Origin of the sequence: Shewanella sp. SM69, from assembly GCF_025653985.1 — a bacterium.
Taxonomy (GTDB): domain Bacteria; phylum Pseudomonadota; class Gammaproteobacteria; order Enterobacterales; family Shewanellaceae; genus Shewanella; species Shewanella oncorhynchi.
Genome location: NZ_JAKKRV010000001.1, coordinates 633,616 through 652,215, shown reverse-complemented (window position 1 = coordinate 652,215; position 18,600 = coordinate 633,616). Strand labels below are relative to the sequence as shown.

11 protein-coding genes are annotated in these 18,600 nt (G+C 47.3%); 9 read left to right on the top strand and 2 right to left on the bottom strand.

Translation table 11 applies throughout. The annotated features are described in order from the left end of the window. Positions 1-110: 110 nt before the first annotated feature. Positions 111-3,584 carry a DNA polymerase III subunit alpha gene (gene dnaE / locus L5M37_RS02990; RefSeq protein ID WP_198573602.1) on the top strand — a complete coding sequence of 1,158 codons (3,474 nt, stop codon included), beginning with the start codon at positions 111-113 and terminating at the stop codon, positions 3,582-3,584. A gap of 41 nt (positions 3,585-3,625) precedes the next feature. Next, positions 3,626-5,065 (top strand): tRNA lysidine(34) synthetase TilS, encoded by a 1,440-nt coding sequence (gene tilS / locus L5M37_RS02985; protein WP_263199341.1) that lies wholly within the window; start codon positions 3,626-3,628, stop codon positions 5,063-5,065. Positions 5,066-5,205: 140 nt separating this feature from the next. Here the strand turns inward: tilS and L5M37_RS02980 are convergent, their stop codons facing one another. Then, entirely contained in the window at positions 5,206-6,096 is an 891-nt protein-coding gene (locus L5M37_RS02980; protein WP_105249714.1) for a GGDEF domain-containing protein, read from the bottom strand. A 170-nt stretch (positions 6,097-6,266) separates the two neighbouring features. Between L5M37_RS02980 and L5M37_RS02975 the strand changes: the two genes are divergently transcribed. Then, the gene (locus L5M37_RS02975) at positions 6,267-8,213 is read left to right on the top strand and encodes a monovalent cation:proton antiporter family protein (RefSeq protein ID WP_173245826.1); all 1,947 of its coding nucleotides are present in this window, start codon (positions 6,267-6,269) and stop codon (positions 8,211-8,213) included. Positions 8,214-8,324: 111 nt separating this feature from the next. Here the strand turns inward: L5M37_RS02975 and L5M37_RS02970 are convergent, their stop codons facing one another. Further along, complete coding sequence (locus tag L5M37_RS02970; protein ID WP_006080998.1) at positions 8,325-8,534, bottom strand: cold-shock protein; 210 nt, start codon at positions 8,532-8,534, stop codon at positions 8,325-8,327. Positions 8,535-9,113: 579 nt separating this feature from the next. Here L5M37_RS02970 and L5M37_RS02965 point away from each other — a divergent pair. The 6 genes from L5M37_RS02965 to mak all read left to right on the top strand — a co-directional run bounded on the left by L5M37_RS02965 (position 9,114) and on the right by mak (position 18,565). After that, positions 9,114-10,973, top strand: coding sequence for a DUF885 domain-containing protein (locus L5M37_RS02965; protein ID WP_263199340.1), 1,860 nt, complete (start codon positions 9,114-9,116; stop codon positions 10,971-10,973). A gap of 262 nt (positions 10,974-11,235) precedes the next feature. Then, positions 11,236-14,457 (top strand): DEAD/DEAH box helicase, encoded by a 3,222-nt coding sequence (locus L5M37_RS02960; protein WP_263199337.1) that lies wholly within the window; start codon positions 11,236-11,238, stop codon positions 14,455-14,457. A gap of 50 nt (positions 14,458-14,507) precedes the next feature. Further along, positions 14,508-15,272: a phosphatase gene (locus L5M37_RS02955; protein ID WP_028760589.1), complete on the top strand. Its 765-nt coding sequence runs from the start codon at positions 14,508-14,510 to the stop codon at positions 15,270-15,272. Between the two features lie 6 nt (positions 15,273-15,278). Beyond that, the gene (locus L5M37_RS02950) at positions 15,279-16,412 is read left to right on the top strand and encodes an SDR family oxidoreductase (RefSeq protein ID WP_263199336.1); all 1,134 of its coding nucleotides are present in this window, start codon (positions 15,279-15,281) and stop codon (positions 16,410-16,412) included. Between the two features lie 367 nt (positions 16,413-16,779). Then, positions 16,780-17,586, top strand: coding sequence for a 3'(2'),5'-bisphosphate nucleotidase CysQ (gene cysQ / locus L5M37_RS02945; RefSeq protein WP_263199334.1), 807 nt, complete (start codon positions 16,780-16,782; stop codon positions 17,584-17,586). Between the two features lie 61 nt (positions 17,587-17,647). After that, the gene (gene mak, locus L5M37_RS02940; protein ID WP_263199331.1) at positions 17,648-18,565 is read left to right on the top strand and encodes a fructokinase; all 918 of its coding nucleotides are present in this window, start codon (positions 17,648-17,650) and stop codon (positions 18,563-18,565) included. Positions 18,566-18,600: the final 35 nt, after the last annotated feature.

The following is an 18,600-nucleotide window of genomic DNA, read 5'->3' as shown; positions in this document are numbered from 1 at the left end:
GTTTGGGTATAAGTTCCCGTTATCCAGCAAAGTCACTGGCTCTGGCTGCGTGACTTTGTTAGTCTGCTTTCTAGTTATTGTTAACCTGCTATTCAAAGATAATCCTAATTATGTCCGATCCTCGTTTTGTGCATCTTCGTGTCCACAGTGACTTCTCTATGACCGATGGCGTGGCCAAGGTCAAGCCTATTTTGGCGCAGGTTGAAGCGCAGGGAATGGCCGCGGTCGCCTTGACTGACCAAAATAACTTTTGTGGTTTGGTGAAGTTTTACAGTGGTTGCCATGGTGCGGGGATCAAGCCGATTATTGGTGCCGATTTTTGGATGCAAGTGCCCGGATTTGAAGGCGAATTATGCGCCTTAACCATTATTGCGATGAACAATGTCGGTTATCAAAATCTGACCCAAATCATCAGTCAAGCCTATTTGCGTGGCCAAGTGGCCGGCCGTGTAGTGATAGACCAAGAGTGGTTACTCACTTATAACGAAGGCATTTTGCTGTTATCGGGCGCCAAAGAAGGCGATCTGGGTAAGGCACTGCTCAAGGGCAATGGCACACAAGTCGAATCTTTATGCGACTTTTATCAGACCCATTTCACTGACCGTTATTTCCTCGAGCTTATCCGCACAGGTCGCCCCGATGAAGAGCGTTATCTGCATATGGCTGTGGCCTTAGCGCAGGAGAAGGGCATCCCTGTGGTGGCCACTAATCAGGTGGTGTTTCTTAAACCCGAAGATTTTGATGCCCATGAAATTCGGGTGGCAATTCACGATGGCTTTACCCTTGCAGATCCTCGTCGACCTAAAAAATACAGTGAACAGCAGTATTTGCGTAGCGAAGAGGAAATGTGTGAACTATTCGCCGACATTCCTGCGGCGTTGGCGAACAGTGTCGAAATCGCTAAACGCTGTAATGTAACGATCCGTTTGTACGAATATTTCCTGCCCAACTTCCCGACGGGCGATATGTCCATCGAAGACTTTCTGGTCGATTGTTCGAAGAAGGGCCTTGAAGAGCGGCTCGAGTTTTTGTTCCCTGATCCTGAGGTGCGCGCCGAGAAACGCGGCGAATACGATGAGCGCCTCGACATTGAACTTAAAGTGATCAACCAGATGGGGTTCCCCGGTTACTTCTTGATCGTAATGGAGTTCATCCAATGGGGTAAAGATAACGGTATTCCAGTCGGGCCTGGTCGGGGCTCGGGCGCGGGTTCACTCGTGGCCTATGCGCTTAAGATTACCGACTTAGACCCATTGGAATTTGACTTACTGTTCGAGCGATTCCTCAACCCTGAGCGGGTTTCTATGCCCGACTTTGACGTCGACTTTTGCATGGATAGACGTGATGAAGTGATCGACCATGTGGCCGAATTGTACGGCCGCGAAGCGGTATCGCAAATCATCACCTTCGGAACTATGGCGGCAAAAGCGGTTATTCGTGACGTGGGTCGTGTGCTGGGTCATCCCTATGGCTTCGTTGACCGAATTTCTAAACTCATTCCACCAGAACCTGGGATGACGCTGGCGAAAGCGTTTGAGGTCGAGCCAGCCCTGCAAGAATCCTATGATGCCGATGAAGACGTAAAAGATCTGATCGACATGTGTCGCAAGCTCGAAGGTGTGACGCGTAACGCGGGTAAACACGCGGGTGGTGTGGTGATTGCACCGACTAAAATTACCGATTTTGCGCCGCTCTATTGCGATGCTGAAGGCAAAAACCCAGTAACGCAATTCGATAAAAACGACGTCGAAACCGCAGGTTTAGTTAAATTCGACTTTTTGGGTTTACGTACTTTGACCATTATCGACTGGGCACTGGAGATGGTGAACAAGGTCGAGGTCAAAAACGGTCGCCCACCGGTGCGCATCGAAGCGATTCCGTTAACGGATGCGGCATCTTTCCGCTTGTTGCAAAAATATGAAACCACGGCGGTATTCCAGTTGGAATCCCGTGGTATGAAGGATTTGATTAAACGTCTGCAGCCTGACTGTTTCGAAGACATGATCGCACTGGTGGCATTGTTCCGTCCTGGGCCTTTGCAATCGGGCATGGTAGATAACTTCATCGAACGTAAGCATGGGCGCGAAGAAGTATCGTATCCCGATTCTCAGTACCAGCATGAATCCCTAAAAGAACTGCTATCGCCGACCTACGGCATTATTCTGTATCAAGAGCAAGTGATGCAGATTGCACAGGTGTTATCGGGTTACACCCTTGGCGGCGCCGACATGTTGCGCCGTGCTATGGGTAAGAAAAAGCCCGAAGAGATGGCCAAGCAGCGCAGTATCTTTAAAGAGGGCGCAATCAATAACGGCGTCGACGGCGACTTGTCGATGAAGATCTTCGACTTAGTGGAAAAGTTCGCTGGCTACGGTTTTAACAAATCTCACTCAGCCGCCTATGCGCTTGTGTCTTATCAGACCTTATGGCTAAAAACCCATTATCCTTCGCAGTTTATGGCGGCGGTAATGTCGGCTGATATGGACAACACAGATAAAATTGTGACTTTGGTCGATGAATGCGAGCGTATGGGATTACCGCTCATTCCTCCGGATGTGAACAAAGGCTTGTTCAAATTTACCGTCGATGATGATTTGCGCATTGTTTATGGCATTGGCGCCATTAAAGGCGTGGGTGAAGGTCCAGTTGAATCGATTTTAGAGGCGCGTAAAGATGGCCCCTTCGTGGATTTATTCGATTTCTGTGCCCGTATCGATTTGAAAAAGCTCAATAAGCGCGTGATTGAAAAGCTGATCTGCGCGGGCGCACTCGATACTCTAGGGCCGCATCGTGCGTCTATGATGGCAACCTTGCCCGAAGCGATTCGCGCTGCTGATCAACATGCCAAAGCCGAGGCGATTGGCCAACACGATATGTTTGGTTTGCTCAACAGTGAACCCGAAGACAGTAAGCAGCAGTTTGTCGAATGTACCCCATGGCCAGATAAAATTTGGCTCGAAGGCGAGCGCGAAACCTTAGGCTTGTATTTGACTGGTCATCCGATCAATCAATATTTAAAAGAGCTGAAGCATTACACGTCCGGTCGTTTGAAAGATGTGCATCCCACCGAACGCGGTAAAACCGCTAAGGCTGCGGGTTTAGTGGTGGCAACGCGAGTGATGCTGACCAAACGCGGCTCGAAAATGGGTCTGTTGACGCTCGATGATAAGAGCGCACGTCTTGAAATCATGTTGTTTACCGAAGCCTTTGAAAAATTTAATCATCTGCTGGAGAAAGACCGCATCCTCATTTGTGAAGGTGAGGTGAGTTACGATGATTTTGCCGGCGGCAACCGTATGACGGCGCGTAACATCATAGATATCAGTGAGGCGCGCAGCCACTTTGCCAAGGCGCTGGAAATTGATATGGATGGCAGCGAGTTAACGCCATCGGCGTTAGACACTTTCGAGCAAGCCCTAAGCCCGTGGCGTAACGGCGCCGTGCCTGTGGTGATCAATTACACTCAAGCTCAAGCCAAAGGTCAGTTTAGGTTAGCCGATGCTTGGCGAGTGAATCCGACCGATGACTTGATGCTCTCGCTCGAATCGCTCCTCGGGCCAAACAAGGTGAGAATTTTATTCTAATGTTGGCGAATGTCTTAGGTGTAAACAGATGAAGTTAACTTATGTCGGCTAAGCGTGACGAAGCGTTGACTGCTGGCGATCTCAGCGCGCATATCTGTGATTTTTTGGCAGCGCAATCCTTAGCGCCTGACAGCAAGTTAGTGCTGGCTTACAGTGGCGGAGTTGATTCCGAAGTCTTGGCCTTTGGTTTAAGCCAGTTTGCACGGCAACATCCGGAGTTTAATTATCAGCTAGTGTATGTACACCATGGCCTAAGCGATAACGCTGAGGCTTGGGCACTGCATTGCCTTGAGCGGGGCCTGTATTACGATCTGCCCGTGACGGTTGAGCGAGTCACGGTTAATCGTGGGCCAAGATTGAGCCTTGAAGCCGAAGCGCGCAAAGCGCGTTATCTGGCGATTGAGCGGCATTTAAGTGCCAATGATGTGTTGCTGACGGCTCACCATGAAGACGATCAGCTTGAGACTATCTTACTGGCACTCAAGCGGGGGCAGGGGCCTAAAGGGCTGGCGGCCATGGGACAAGTGCAAGCATTAGCACATGGCAGACAACTGCGGCCGTTATTGGATATCAGCCGTGAGCAAATTGAAGCCTACGCAAAACAGCAAGGCTTAGTGCATATCGAAGATGAAAGTAATCAAGACGATAAGTACGATCGAAATTTTTTACGCTTAGAAATCATTCCTCGCTTAAAAGCGCGTTGGCCGAGTATTGCGACAACTGCGAGTCGCAGTGCGGCATTGTGCGCCGAACAACAGGCGACGCTGGATTTACAGGTGAGTGAACGTTTACCTTTATGGTTAACCCAAGCGCCTTACCATACTCAAAGTGTATTCAAGCTCGATGGTTTTGCCGAACAGTCAGTCGACTGGCAAGCGTTACTCTTACGTGGCTTTATTGAATCCCAAGGTTTTGCTTTGCCCTCAAAGGTGCAGCTTAAGCAAATCATCACTCAGCTTCTTAACGCGAAAGACGATGCTAAAGTGCATATTCGAGTGGGTGAGTGTGAAATCCGTCGCTTTGCTAATCAAGTCTATTTATTCAAGTATCAAACTCACAAACGTCACACTCAGCCTGTGAGTTGGACGTTGCCACAGCATGACTTGATTTCTTTATTACAGGGAGATAGTACCGAATTAGTCGTGTCGCCTGCGGGCTTAGCGAATGGTGAGCAGATTAGGCTGATAGTTACAAAACAAGGTCCCAGAGTCCGTTTACCTTGGCCTGATGAAGTCGTTAGTGTGCGTTATCAACTTGCGGGGCAATTTCGCTGCCACCCGTATTCTCGGGGTAAGGGGCGAGAATTAAAGAAACTGTGGCAAGAGTTTGCCATTCCGCCTTGGGTACGCGAAAAGGTGGGGTTTGTGTTTTATGGCGAGCAACTGGTGATGGCAATTGGACTGTGGGTTGAAAAGGGCTTTATTGTTGAGTCGAATGGACTTGGTTTACAGGTGTTTGTTGAGGAAGCAAAGGAATTCTAGTCGAGAGTTAATCTTGGAATATTGGTGTGTTCTAGGAAAGCGAGAGGAGAGTGGAACGCAGCGCGTCAGTTTGATTTAGACCTTTATGGGGTACGCGCTGCGAGTGAGTTATCGCATTTCATTTGGCATCCCTGCGCGTGTTAAACTAATTGATTTTGGCTGAGTTTATAGCAGTTACGTCCAGCGGCTTTGGCTTGATAAAGTGCCTTATCGGCAAGTTCATAAAGTTGTTCGGCTTCAATGGTATCGTGTGATTCTGCCGCCCCTAAACTACAGCTCACCCCAAATTGATTGAAACTACTGTGCTGATTAATTACCGAGACAATCCGTTCACATAACAAGCCAGCCGCATGAATATTGCCTTGGACAATAATGACGAATTCATCACCACCAATCCGGAAGGCTTGATCTGTATTGCGTATGGTTGCACGAATGATGTCACCAAACTCCTTCAGAATATAGTCACCACATTTATGGCCGAATTTATCATTAAGTTGTTTAAAGTTATCAAGATCGAGCACTATCAGAGCGACTGCTCCTTGTTTTCGATGGGCTCTTGCGGTCGCATTGCTGAGACTCTGACTGTAATAATGGCGATTGCCTAAGCCAGTGAGTGAGTCAAACATAGCTTGCATCGACATTTCTTGATATTGCAACGCATTTAATAAAGGTTGCAATAACAGCGGTTCAATATCCTGTAAGTTTGAGGTTTGTGATGGCGTAAATGGCGTCACCAGTTGGTACTGAATCGTTAATGGCATTCCTGCACACATGAGCTGTCGTTTGACGCTGATACCATAACGTTTGCCCCAGCTGAATTTGTGCTCGCCATAGGTTAAGCGCACGCCTTGGATCGGCAAGTGTTGTCCCAGCACTTTGCCATAGCAGGCAAAGACTGTCCTAGGATCTAAACTGGCGTGCAGTTGTTGGATCACTTGTATCAAGTCCAATGGATTATCATTGGGACTATAATGTTCTGTTTGATAGCGATATTCGTCGGGATACAGCTCGGTCGCTAGGCCAAAGTCCATAATCATCACTCCAGCAAATGTTAGTGCGATACATCTCTAACCTAGTCTAAGCAAATACCGTGCCGCAATATTTGTTAATAAAATTTGTCTTTGTTAGTCATTCAGTTAAGCTTAAAACTCAGCGTTAGATTTTTTGACACGTCAGCATTTTGACAGGAGTCATAGCCCCAATGGAACATAGCTTTTTAATCCAAGTATTACTTATGCTCGTGATTGCCATTGTGGCCATTGCTGTGCTGCGTCGTTTGGGCCTACCCGCAATTCTGGCTTATTTACTCACAGGGGTTGTGAGTGGCCCGAGTGGTTTTCACTGGTTTACCCAGCATCAAATGCAATCTGTCGCCGAACTTGGCGTTGTGCTGCTGATGTTTACCTTAGGCTTAGAGTTCTCTGTGCCGCGGCTGTGGGCCATGCGCCGGACCGTATTTGGCTTAGGCAGTGCACAGATGGTGATCACGACCTTGTTGACCATGGGCGTTGCCCTATTGTGCGGCCTGAATTGGGTTGAAGCCTTGGTTATCGGTGCAGCCATCGCGTTGTCATCTACTGCTATAGTCCTTAAATTACTCAATGAACAGGGATGGCTGAGGCGCCGCCATGGCGAACTCTCCGTCAGCGTGCTTTTGTTCCAAGATTTAGCGGTTGTGCCGTTGTTGATCCTATTGCCATTACTGGCCAATGGCGGCGAACCTTTGATGGTCGCGGATATCGCCTTTGCCTTGCTCAAAGGCATATTGGCCTTTTTCCTCTTAATGGCGTTTGGTAAGTGGGCGTTGCCGCGGATATTTGATGAGGTTGCGCGTTCTCGCTCCAATGAGCTGTTTGTATTATCGACCTTAGTCGTTGCGCTTGTCACAGGGGCTTTTACTCAGTGGCTAGGATTATCTATGGCGCTGGGGGCATTTATGGCGGGTATGCTGCTGGGAGAAAGCCAGTATCGCCGCCAACTTGAGGCGGATATACGGCCGTTTCGTGATCTATTGATGGGGCTGTTTTTCATCTCCATTGGCATGATGCTGGACTTTACCTTAGTGATACGTTTCTGGTGGCAGATACTGCTGATCTTAGTGGCTGTTGTGCTAGGTAAGGCGCTGATCATTCATGGCATTTTAAGATTAGTAGGTGAGCCTTTTCGAATTGCGATGAGTACGGCTATGAGCTTAGCTCAAGTGGGGGAGTTCAGTTTTGTGGTATTGGCTTTAGCGGTCAACTATCAACTTTTAAATAATGAGATCAGTACCATATTAGTCATGGTCGCCGTGCTTTCCATGGCAATAGCTCCTTGGTTAGTTCGTCATAGTGTGGATATTGCTAAGTGGGCGCTGGGGATCCGTCAGGCAAAGCATGTGGATGAAGCTGTGCCATTGATGATGGATGATCATGAGCTGGTGATGATTTTTGGTTACGGCCGAGTAGGACAAACCATTGCCCGTTTTTTAAAAACTGAAGCTGTACCTTATCTGGTATTGGATCTCGATCCAACGCGCGTCACTGAAGCGCGTCGTGCGGGCGAACCTATTTATTTCGGTGATGTGTGTAAACGGGCAATTTTAAAACAAATGGGCGTTAAACAGGCCAAGATGATCGTTATCACTTTTTGTGAGTCACGTAGTTTAGAAGAAGTCTTACCTTTATGTAAGTTATTGGCACCAGAGGCTAAAATTTTAGTTAGAACCAAAGACGACAGCGATCTAGACTTGCTTAAAAAGGCGGGAGCTAATCAAGTGATCCCAGAGTCTTTAGAGGGGAGCTTGATGTTAGTATCGCAGGTACTACACCAATGTGGTGTGCCATTGGCACGGATCCTAAAACGGCTAGAATCTGAGCGGCGCAATCATTATCAATTTTTACACGGCTTCTTTTCCGGCACAGAAACTGATTTTACTTTAGAGTCATTGCATGCGGTGGCATTACCGCGTGGGGCTGATGCGATTGGTAAAACCGTTGCCGATATCCTGTGGGAAACATTGAAAGTAGAGTTAAGGGCGATTCGTCGCAATGGCGCCGAAGTGGAACATCCTGAGCAGGACTGGGTTTTTCGTGCAGGGGATATCTTACTGATAGTGGGTAAACCACGGCGACTTGAGAAAGCTGAGGCTAAGCTCCTACATGGCTAAAGGCCTGAGGGTCACTCTTTTGAGATGGATGAAAATGCAGATATAAAAAATGCCGACATAGTGTCGGCATTTTTGTCTGGAACTTGTTAACTTAAATTAGACAAAGTCTAATTACAGAATAACTACGTTCGCAGCTTGAGGACCTTTTTGGCCTTGTTCGATGTCAAAAGAAACCTTTTGACCTTCAGCAAGAGTTTTAAAGCCTTCTGAAACGATTGCGCGGAAATGAACGAATGCGTCAGCGCCACCATTGTCAGGAGAAATAAAACCAAAACCTTTATCTTCGTTAAACCATTTAACTACACCAGTAGTTTTAGACATGAATGTCTCCAAAATTTTCAAACAAATAATTCGCAATTATGCGGTATGTTAGCCAGAAATAGAATTATTTACATTGATGATAAGTTATGAGTGGAAAGCTTCATGACAGCAAAAAAAATATTACAGGCGTAGCGAAGATTTTCAAATACATAATATTGCTTATAAATAGGTCTGAATCACAGGCCGGAGTGCAGATTAACATACTCTAGGGGTTTGTATAGTTTTATTTTTAAATACTTCTCATATTGAAACTGCTTTTTTGCGACTTATTGAGTGCTGAATTGAGTGCTGAATTAGATATAACTCTTAATATTCAAAGCAATAGGTTTTATGTTTGATTGTTATCTAGTGTAAAAGTTTTTTTATGTTTGCCACGACTGACTTGCGATTAACCTTTCAATCCGTTCCATTAGGCTTAAATGCGGGCTTATATGCTTAGGTAAGGATTCTGTCATGATTCGTTACGTTATTGAATTGTTGCTTATTTGTGGTTAATGGTATTCTCGTCATCCAATAGAAACGTGCTTGAGCTATGGATTCAGGGCGATAACTTTAGATTGAATATAATAAGAATGGAGAATGACGTTGAAAACAGTACTAAAACGGATTGGACTTGGCAGCTTAGTCTTAGTGCTGTTATTAGTGGCGCTGGCCGTCCATGAATGGTTTGCGAAAAAGCCGTTTTTCTTTCGCGCATTTCTAGACCGCAGTGTGGTCAAGATGGCTTTCGAAAGCCCTGAGACCTTGACTTCATTGGGATTCTTGGAATCGGTAGGGATTACAGGCCATAACGCAGAGTTGGATGACGATAGTCCTGAGGCGATGGATAAGACTTTCGCGCAAGTGCGAGATCTGCGTGAAACCCTATTGAGCTATTCCGATGCGGATTTAGATGAAAATCAACGTATCTCCAAGGATATCGCCCTATATCTTGCCGATTTCGCATTGGTCTCTGAGCCGTATCGTTACCATAACTATCCGCTGAATCAGTTATTTGGCGTGCAAAACGGGTATCCAAGCTTTATGCAGGCGCAGCACCAAGTGCATTCTGTGGGCGATGCAGAAAACTATCTGTCGCGTTTACAAAAGGTGAAACTTAAGTTTGCGCAAACTCTCGAAGGTTTAAAAATTCGTGAGGCTAAAGGGATTATTCCGCCTAAGTTCGTGATTGAGCGGGTGCTCACCGAGATGAATGATTTTGTCGCGACGCCGATTCAAGACAATATTCTCTACAGTTCCTTCAAAACTAAATTGGCTGACACGGATATCAGTGCCGATGAGCAAGCACGGTTATTGGCAGCGGTGGAAGCGGACATTAAAGGTTACGTGCATCCAGCGTATCAATTATTTATCGACTACCTTACCCAGCTACAAGCCAAAGCTGGGACGGATGATGGTTATTGGGCGCTGCCAAATGGTAACCTTGCCTATGAGCAACTGCTGAAGTTCTTCACGACCACTAATTACACTGCGGACGAAATCCATGCCAAAGGGCTCGCTGAGGTAGATCGCATTCAAAATGAAATCATGACTATTTTAGCCGCTGAAGGTTACGATGTGAGCCAAGGTTTCTCGGTCGCGATTGAAGCATTAGCCGCCTATCCTAAGTTTTACTACGAGGATAGCGATGCGGGTAGGGCGCAAATTTTGGTTGATTATCAACATATTCTTGATGAAGTGAATGCGGGACTCGGTGATGCCTTTCGTATTCGACCCGAAGCGGGCATGAAAGTGGTGCGTATTCCTGAGTTTAAAGAGAAAACAGCGCCAGGTGCCTATTATCAGCAGCCCGCGATTGACGGTAGCCGTCCAGGGCGTTTCTATGCCAATTTATATGACATCAAGGCCACGCCTAAATACGGTATGCGCACTTTAGCCTACCACGAGGGGATCCCTGGGCATCATTTCCAAATTGCGGTGGCGATGGAGTTAGAAGGTATGCCACTTATTCGTAAGATGGCGCCTTTTACGGCGTACATTGAAGGTTGGGCTTTATATAGCGAACGTTTGGCGTGGGAGCTCGGTTTTCAAAAGGATCCCTTTGATAATATTGGTCGTCTGCAGGCAGAGTTGTTCCGCGCTGTGCGTCTAGTGGTAGATACAGGTATTCATCATAGCCGTTGGACTCGCGAGCAAGCGATTGACTATATGAAGAAAAATACTGGCATGTCCGATCGTGATGTCACGGCAGAGATTGAGCGTTATATCGTTATGCCAGGTCAAGCGACGGCTTATAAAGTCGGCATGATGAAAATTCTCGAACTGCGCGAAAAAGCCAAGTTGGCCTTAGGTGATAAGTTCGATCTCAGGGATTTCCACGATGTAGTTCTGAAGAATGGTGCAGTTCCTTTGGATATCTTAGAAACACTGGTCGACCGCTACATTGCTGATAAAAAAAGTGCTGGGGCTAAAGCCACTGACGCTAAAGCGAAAATTTAGCGTTTGGCAGTAACAGTTAATGCTTGGCTATTAATAGTAAAGTATTGTTTATCAATTGTTTACATCTAAGTAAGGCCAGTTCCCTGTCTGCGGATAAGTTTGTTATTTTATCCTGCGGGCATGGTGGGGCTGTCTATCGTGGCTATCATTCTGGCTTTCGGCCAAGGCTTTCAATACAATCCCACACAACTTATTGATAAATGTCGCGCGGCAATGGCTTGCTATTGCTCGGAGTTGATATTTTTAGTTTCAAGGTTTTTACATGAATCGCTTGTCCCCCCAAGATCCTATCCAATTGACTCGAACCACGATTGAGTCATTATTCACGCCGCCAACCTTAATGCGCGCCCGTGATTATGTGATGAAAGGACGGGTGTTGAGCGCCAAAGCGAACGCCGATTTTCGTCATATTGAAGGTCGTGTCATGGGGACGGAATCCCAGCCCTATCGGCAGGATATTCGCCTTGTCAGCATGAACCATAAGTTGATCATGAATGGCTTCTGTTCATGTCCCGCCACTGGGCATTGCAAACATATTGCTGCTGTACTTTACAGTTTACTGAGTGATAGAACCGTTGAAGATCAACGTATTGCTCAGTGGTTACATCTGCTAGACGAAAGTGATGATCTCACGGTTTCAAATGTTGATTTACTCTACGACGATCGCGTGCTGTACGTGTTATCTAAAGATGATAACGGTGTCTTTCTTGAGCTAAGAAAAGGCAAGTTGGCGAAGAATGGTGGCTATAACAAAGGCTCGAAAATCGCTTTATCCGACGTGCAATATTACATGCCCGCTTGGATTGGCGCTGAAGACGTGCTCATCATCAATCTCATCATGTCTACCCGTCGCCACGGTGCCTCTCGTCTGTATCTTAAAGCTCAGTTAGGTGCCATGGCACTGGAAAAAATGCTCGTCACTGGGCGGTGTTTTTGGGAGGAGAGCCGTTTACCGTTCACCCGAGGTGAAGCGAGCAAGCCCGAATTCATTTGGCTAGATAAGGATGCCGAGCATAAACAAATGCAGTTAATGCTGCCCAATAAGGACAATTGGGAGCTGATCCCCTGTGAGCCACCGACTTATATCGATTTAGATTATTTTAAAGTTGGCGCATTGGACACAGAGATCAGTGTTGAAAAGCTGTTATTACTCAGTCAGATGCCGCCAGTGCCTAGCTCACAGATTAAACTGGTGAGCCACAAACTGATTAAGCATTTTTCGGTGAAAACGGTACCTACGCCGGCTTTGATTGATTTTGTCGAGCTGCAAGTGCCGCTTCAAGTTAGGTTGACCTTAACCTCGCAGGATTTACCTGAGTTTGCTATGGCGCAGCCATTAGTGCTGCTGGAGTTTATCTATCAAGATGTGGTGCTCGGCGGTCAGTATCCCGACGAGCCCTTGTCCTTAGTAACCCATCAAGGCAAAACCTATCAAATCGCGCGTCAACTCGATGCGGAAATGGATGCGATTAATCGTTTGATGGCATTGGAACTGGTGGAGCTGGCGCCTTCTTTTATCCCTAACAGTGGCAGCTATATCAGTATTTGGGGGTTAGGTTCACTGCCTGAAACGATTGATGCTTGGTTGCACTTTATTCAACAGGAAATCCCGGCGCTAGAGGCTTTAGGTTACCAAGTGCATTTTGCCGACAATTTCAGCTTAAATGTCATTGAGACTCCGCTGGCGATTGAGCTGGATGATACGCAAGAGGGTTGGTTTTCTCTGTCACTGAATGCTGACATCGATGGTCAAATAGTGCCTATGCTGCCCTTAATTGCCACTTGGCTTAAGCAGTACGGTGAGCCCGCCGATGATGCAGAACTGCTGTTACCCAGCCCAAATGGTGATTGGTTAAAAGTCAAAGCCAGCGTGATTAAGCCGCTGATCAGCATTATTTTAGAACTATTCGATAGCCACAAAGGCAATAGCGTGTCTTTGCCTAAATACCGTGCCCACCTATTAAATGATTTTGCCGACAGTGATATTCGTCTGCTTAATGGTGAACGAGTGCGCAGTTTAGCGACTAAGCTCGAAAATTTTAACGGTGTGTTAGAGGTCACTGTCCCAGACAACTTACATGCTGAGTTACGCCAGTATCAACAGCAAGGGTTGAATTGGCTCTGTTTCTTAAAGGAATATCAGCTTGGCGGTATTTTAGCCGATGATATGGGGCTGGGTAAAACCATTCAAACCTTGGCTTTTTTACTCAAGCAGCAAGCGCTAAAACCCGTAGGGGCTAACCATGCTCCAAGCCTCATTATTTGCCCAACGAGCTTGGTGGGTAATTGGGCAAAGGAAGCCGCGAAATTTGCACCTTCGTTAAAGCTTGTCGTGATTCATGGCGCCTTGCGTAAGCCTTTGCTCGAACGCTTAGGTGAGTTTGATATTGTGGTGACGACCTATCCGCTGATTGTGCGCGACAGTGACTATTACCAACGGCAGGTGTTTGAACATATCGTGCTCGATGAAGCGCAGCAGATTAAAAATGCGCAGGCGAAAGTGACTCAAGTGATTAAAGATCTTAAAGCGCCGTTTAGATTGTGTCTGTCGGGTACGCCGCTTGAAAATCACTTAGGCGAACTTAAGTCTTTGATGGATTTTAGTTTATCTGGATTACTTGGTACTAATGCCTTCTTTAACAAATCCTTTAGGCACAAAATTGAACGTTATGGGGATATGGAACAAGCGCAAATCTTGAGCCAGCGGATTGCGCCTTTTGTGCTGCGCCGAACCAAAGATGAAGTGGTCGGTGAATTACCCCCTAAAACCGAAATCTCCCAGAGCTTAGAGTTAGAAAAAGATCAGCGAAATCTCTACGAGAGTATTCGACTGGTAATGGAGAAAAAACTGCGGGATTTATTTGCCACTCAAGGCGTTGGTAGTAGTCATATTGAGTTTCTCGATGCTTTACTTAAGTTACGCCAAGCCTGCTGCGATCCGCGCTTGGTGAAGTTAGAGCAAGCGCAAAAAGTGAAGAGTAATGCTAAGTTAGACTGGCTAAAACAGAACTTGCCCGAGATGGTGCAAGAGGGGCGTAAGATATTGATCTTCAGCCAGTTCACTAGCATGCTCAGCCTGATTGAAGCTGAGTTGGTGGACTTGGGGCTCGATTACAGTAAGCTCACAGGGCAAACTCGCCTGCGCCAAGCCCAGATAGATAAGTTCCAAGAGGGCGATACGCCGGTGTTCTTAATCAGCTTAAAAGCGGGCGGCACTGGGCTTAATCTCACCGCGGCGGATACTGTGATCCACTATGATCCCTGGTGGAATCCGGCGGCGGAAAAACAGGCTACGGATAGAGCCCATCGTATCGGCCAAGATAAGCCCGTGTTTGTCTATAAGCTGATTGCAGAAGGTACAGTAGAAGAAAAAATCCAAGAAATGCAACAGCATAAGCAAAGTCTGGCGGACAGTATTCTCGAAGGTAAAGGCAAGGGCACATGGCAAGGAAGTGCCGATGAACTGTTATCGCTCTTTAGCTAAATCGTGGCCAGTTTTTCTAAATTGATTGAATAATTTGACTGAGGTGAACCATGCAGTACCAAGTCGACACTCATACCCATACTGTGGCTTCGAGCCATGCTTATAGCACGATTCATGACTACTTAGCGGTGGCAAAGCAGAAGGGGATTCGCCTATTTGCCACCACAGATCATGGGCCTGCGATGGCCGATGCACCGCATTTTTGGCACTTTGTGAATTTAAGAGTGCTGCCACGTATGGTTGATGGCGTCGGGATTTTGCGGGGTATCGAAGCCAATATCAAAAATATCGACGGCGAGATTGATTTCTTTGGTGATTATTTAAAGCAGCTCGATATTGTGCTCGCAGGATTTCATGAGCCCGTCTATCCTCCGTCAGATAAAGCGACTCACACAGAGGCCATGATTAATGCGATTAAGAGCGGCAAGGTTGATATCATTACTCATCCGGGAAACCCCGCCTATCCAATTGATATTGAAGCCGTTGCCCGCGCCGCTGCTGAATACGGTGTTGCGCTCGAAATTAATAATTCCTCCTTTGAAGTGTCCCGTAAGGGCAGCGAAGCCAATTGCACTGCGATTGCCAAAGCGGCCAAGGAATTTGGCACGATTTTAGTTATGGGCTCTGATTCCCATGTGGCTTTTAGCTTAGGCGGTTTTGCGCGGGCGCAAGCGATTATCGATGAAGTGGCTTATCCGCCATCACGATTACTTAATCGTAGTCCTTCAGCGCTCTTAGCCTTTTTAGCCGCCCGTGGCCATGAAACCGTTGCTGATTTGATCCCCTTATTCAGTGACGATGAGCCATGCTGTTGATTAGTGATGAAAATAGTGGCAACTAAAGTGACGCCACTTCAATGCGGGGCGGCGAGTGCCACAGACGCTAATACTCCTCAAGTGGTGTTAATCACTGGTGCGAAGAGTCAGCTCGCTCAGGCCTTGCTGAGAGTCGCTGCCGATATTGGCGAGCTAGCCCCAAATACCAGCACAAGTACAAACTCAGTCGCGCCAATTAAGCTTTATGTGCTAAGTCGCAGTCAGTTAGACATTACCGATGCCGCCAATATTGTCGCAGTGTTTGCTCAATATCGACCAAGCTGGGTGATCAATTGTGCGGCCTATAATGCAGTGGATGCTGCTGAGCATGATGCAATCGAAGCCAATCGCGTTAATGCATTTGGCCCTGAGTTACTGGCGCAGCAATGTTGGTTGTCGGGGGCGCGCCTACTGCATGTGTCGAGCGATTATGTGTTTGGTGGTCATGCTGTTTGCGGTATTGCTCATGCAGCTGGTGATGCTAGAGACGCTGGCCTTGAACAACATCAAAACCCAGACTCAGCTCCAAACCAAAACCAAGATCATGTACCAAAGCCATTAGTCGAACTCGATGCTCCCGAGCCGTTGTCTGCTTACGGTACGAGTAAGTTGCTCGGCGAGCAGAAGGTATTGGCTGTTCTGGGCGAGGATGCAACGATTGTGCGTACCTCATGGCTCTACGGTCAAGATGGGCATAATTTTGTCCAAACCATGCTGAACTTGATGCGCACTCAACCAAGCTTGCAGGTGATAGTCGATCAAATCGGCTGTCCGACGTGGAGTGATGCACTCGCTAAGGTGATTTGGCAATTACTCATGCAACAGTGCTCGGGCGTATTTCATTACAGCGCTCAAGGCCAATGCAGTTGGTATGAGTTTGCCTGTGAAATCCAGCGACAAGCCCTAGCGCTAAATCTGTTAAGTCTGCCAGTAGTTATCCAGCCGATTACCAGCGCTCACTATGCTAAACAAGCATTAAATCGCGGTGTGAGTTTGGCAAAAAGACCGAGTTATAGCGTGTTGAATAGTGCCAAAGTGCAGTCCGCTTTGGCTGTCAATACCTCACTGCCTATGCCTGATAACGTCGTATGGCAAGATTGGCGTCAGCAACTGAATTGCATGTTGCGGCGGTTATCTTGACGATAATGAGCGTGACTCACATTTGGGTTTAGGCAGTTTTAATCAGGCGTTAAGCGTTTACGTCATCGCAGTGATTAACACTTTCGAAAACAAAAAGCCCGCCAATAATCAGATTTAAGCGACGGCTTTAGACTATCAATATGAAAACATAGGCTGTGAATACGAATGCAGCTGGACTTAAGCCTCTTCTCAGCGCCAATGGCTTGCCTTAGTATCGTAATCACTTTGTTTATCTGTGGTTTTGTGCGCCGCGGTTTAAGCTGCGAGTCTTAGTCTATTTTGCTTGATGTATGATGAATTTGTTCTAAATTCCCCTTGGATGACAATGGCATAATGCCAAGATAGTTAACGCATTAAGGAAGTTTCAGTGACAGACAAGACGACAATAGCGCAGACATTGACCAAACAAGATCTACTGCAAGTGGTCGCGATTGCCAAAGCCGCAGGCAATGCCATTATGACAGTTTATGGTCAAGATGACTTTTCGGTGAGCCATAAGGGGGACGATAGCCCTGTGACGGCGGCTGATTTAGCCGCGCACCACGTGATAGTGGCGGCATTGGCAAAGCAGTTTGTCGGTATTCCTATTATGTCTGAGGAAGCGGCGGATATCGCGTGGGACGTGCGTCGTCAATGGCAAACCTATTGGTTGATTGATCCTTTAGATGGCACTAAGGAATTTATTAAGCGCAATGGCGAGTTTACCGTCAACATTGCGCTTATCCATCAAGGGGTTGCTATCGCAGGTGTAGTATATGCGCCTGTGCTCGATACCTATTATTACGGCGCTAAACATTTAGGTGCATGGCGCCAACAAGCGGGTCAAGAGAGCCCCTTATTGGGCGCCAACACGCCACGCGAAATGCCGATGATTGTCGGCAGTCGCTCGCACTTGAGCCCTAGCTTAGCGCAATATTTACAACAGTTTGGTGAGCATGACATCTTAAGCGTGGGTAGCTCGCTTAAGTTTTGTATGTTGGCAGAAGGCAGTGCCGATCTGTACCCCAGACTGGGTCCTACCAGTGAGTGGGATACCGCAGCGGCGCAAGCTGTGCTCGAAAGTGCAGGCGGCACAGTTGTCTGTTATGACTCAGGTGAACCATTAACTTATAATCAAAAACCTGACATTTTAAACCCTTACTTTATTGCCACAGCTCCTGGCTGGGTAAAATAACGATTGCCTAGAATCAATCTCACTTGATGAAAGGGCAAGCTAAACACTGGAGTAGTAATTCATGATGCGCATGGGCGTCGATTTAGGCGGAACAAAAATAGAATTAGTCGCACTGAGTGATGAGGGCAATGAGCTATTTCGCAAACGTGTGACGACGCCACGTGACTATCAGGGCACGCTTGCTGCGGTGGTTGACTTAGTCAAGGAAGCGGAAGCGACTCTTGGCGAGAAAGGCACTGTCGGCGTGGGTATTCCAGGTGTGGTATCGCCCTATTCAGGTTTAGTCAAAAATGCTAACTCGACGTGGATCAATGGTCAGCCCCTCGATGTACATTTAGGGGAATTGTTGCAGCGTGAAGTGCGGGTTGCCAATGATGCAAACTGTTTTGCGGTATCAGAGGCGGTCGATGGGGCAGCCGCTGGCGCTTCTGTGGTGTTTGGCGTGATTATTGGTACTGGCTGCGGCGCGGGTGTGGCAATTAACGGCAAAGTTCACGGTGGTGGTAATGGTATCGGCGGTGAATGGGGTCATAATCCTTTGCCTTGGATGACCAAGGAAGAGTTCAATACCACCCGATGTTTCTGTGGCAATCCCGATTGTATCGAGACCTTTATCTCAGGTACTGGCTTTGTGCGTGATTATAATGCGGCTTTGACTGCAGCGGGTACCGTGCGCGCTGCTGCCAAATCAGGTGCCGATATTATGTTGTTAGTCGATAAAGGTGACGCCATTGCGGTTGCTGCATTTGATCGTTATATGGATAGACTCGCTCGTTCACTCGCCCATGTGATCAATATGCTCGATCCCGATGCCATAGTGTTGGGCGGCGGAATGTCGAATGTTGCGGCGATTTACCCAAGATTACCGGCATTGCTGGCCCATTATGTGGTGGGGCGTGAGTGTCATACGCCTGTGGTGCAGAATCTATACGGTTGTTCATCGGGTGTGCGCGGTGCCGCTTGGTTGTGGGAAAAGTGATCCATTATTGAGTATATAAACTCCACCAGTGAACT

Excerpts from the sequence above, each read along its gene's own strand:
- dnaE (WP_198573602.1), top strand. The coding sequence starts at position 111 with ATGTCCGATCCTCGTTTTGTGCATCTTCGTGTCCACAGTGACTTCTCT.
- tilS (WP_263199341.1), top strand. The coding sequence starts at position 3,626 with ATGTCGGCTAAGCGTGACGAAGCGTTGACTGCTGGCGATCTCAGCGCG.
- L5M37_RS02980 (WP_105249714.1), bottom strand. The coding sequence starts at position 6,096 with ATGGACTTTGGCCTAGCGACCGAGCTGTATCCCGACGAATATCGCTAT.
- L5M37_RS02975 (WP_173245826.1), top strand. The coding sequence starts at position 6,267 with ATGGAACATAGCTTTTTAATCCAAGTATTACTTATGCTCGTGATTGCC.
- L5M37_RS02970 (WP_006080998.1), bottom strand. The coding sequence starts at position 8,534 with ATGTCTAAAACTACTGGTGTAGTTAAATGGTTTAACGAAGATAAAGGT.
- L5M37_RS02965 (WP_263199340.1), top strand. The coding sequence starts at position 9,114 with ATGACGTTGAAAACAGTACTAAAACGGATTGGACTTGGCAGCTTAGTC.
- L5M37_RS02960 (WP_263199337.1), top strand. The coding sequence starts at position 11,236 with ATGAATCGCTTGTCCCCCCAAGATCCTATCCAATTGACTCGAACCACG.
- L5M37_RS02955 (WP_028760589.1), top strand. The coding sequence starts at position 14,508 with ATGCAGTACCAAGTCGACACTCATACCCATACTGTGGCTTCGAGCCAT.
- L5M37_RS02950 (WP_263199336.1), top strand. The coding sequence starts at position 15,279 with ATGAAAATAGTGGCAACTAAAGTGACGCCACTTCAATGCGGGGCGGCG.
- mak (WP_263199331.1), top strand. The coding sequence starts at position 17,648 with ATGATGCGCATGGGCGTCGATTTAGGCGGAACAAAAATAGAATTAGTC.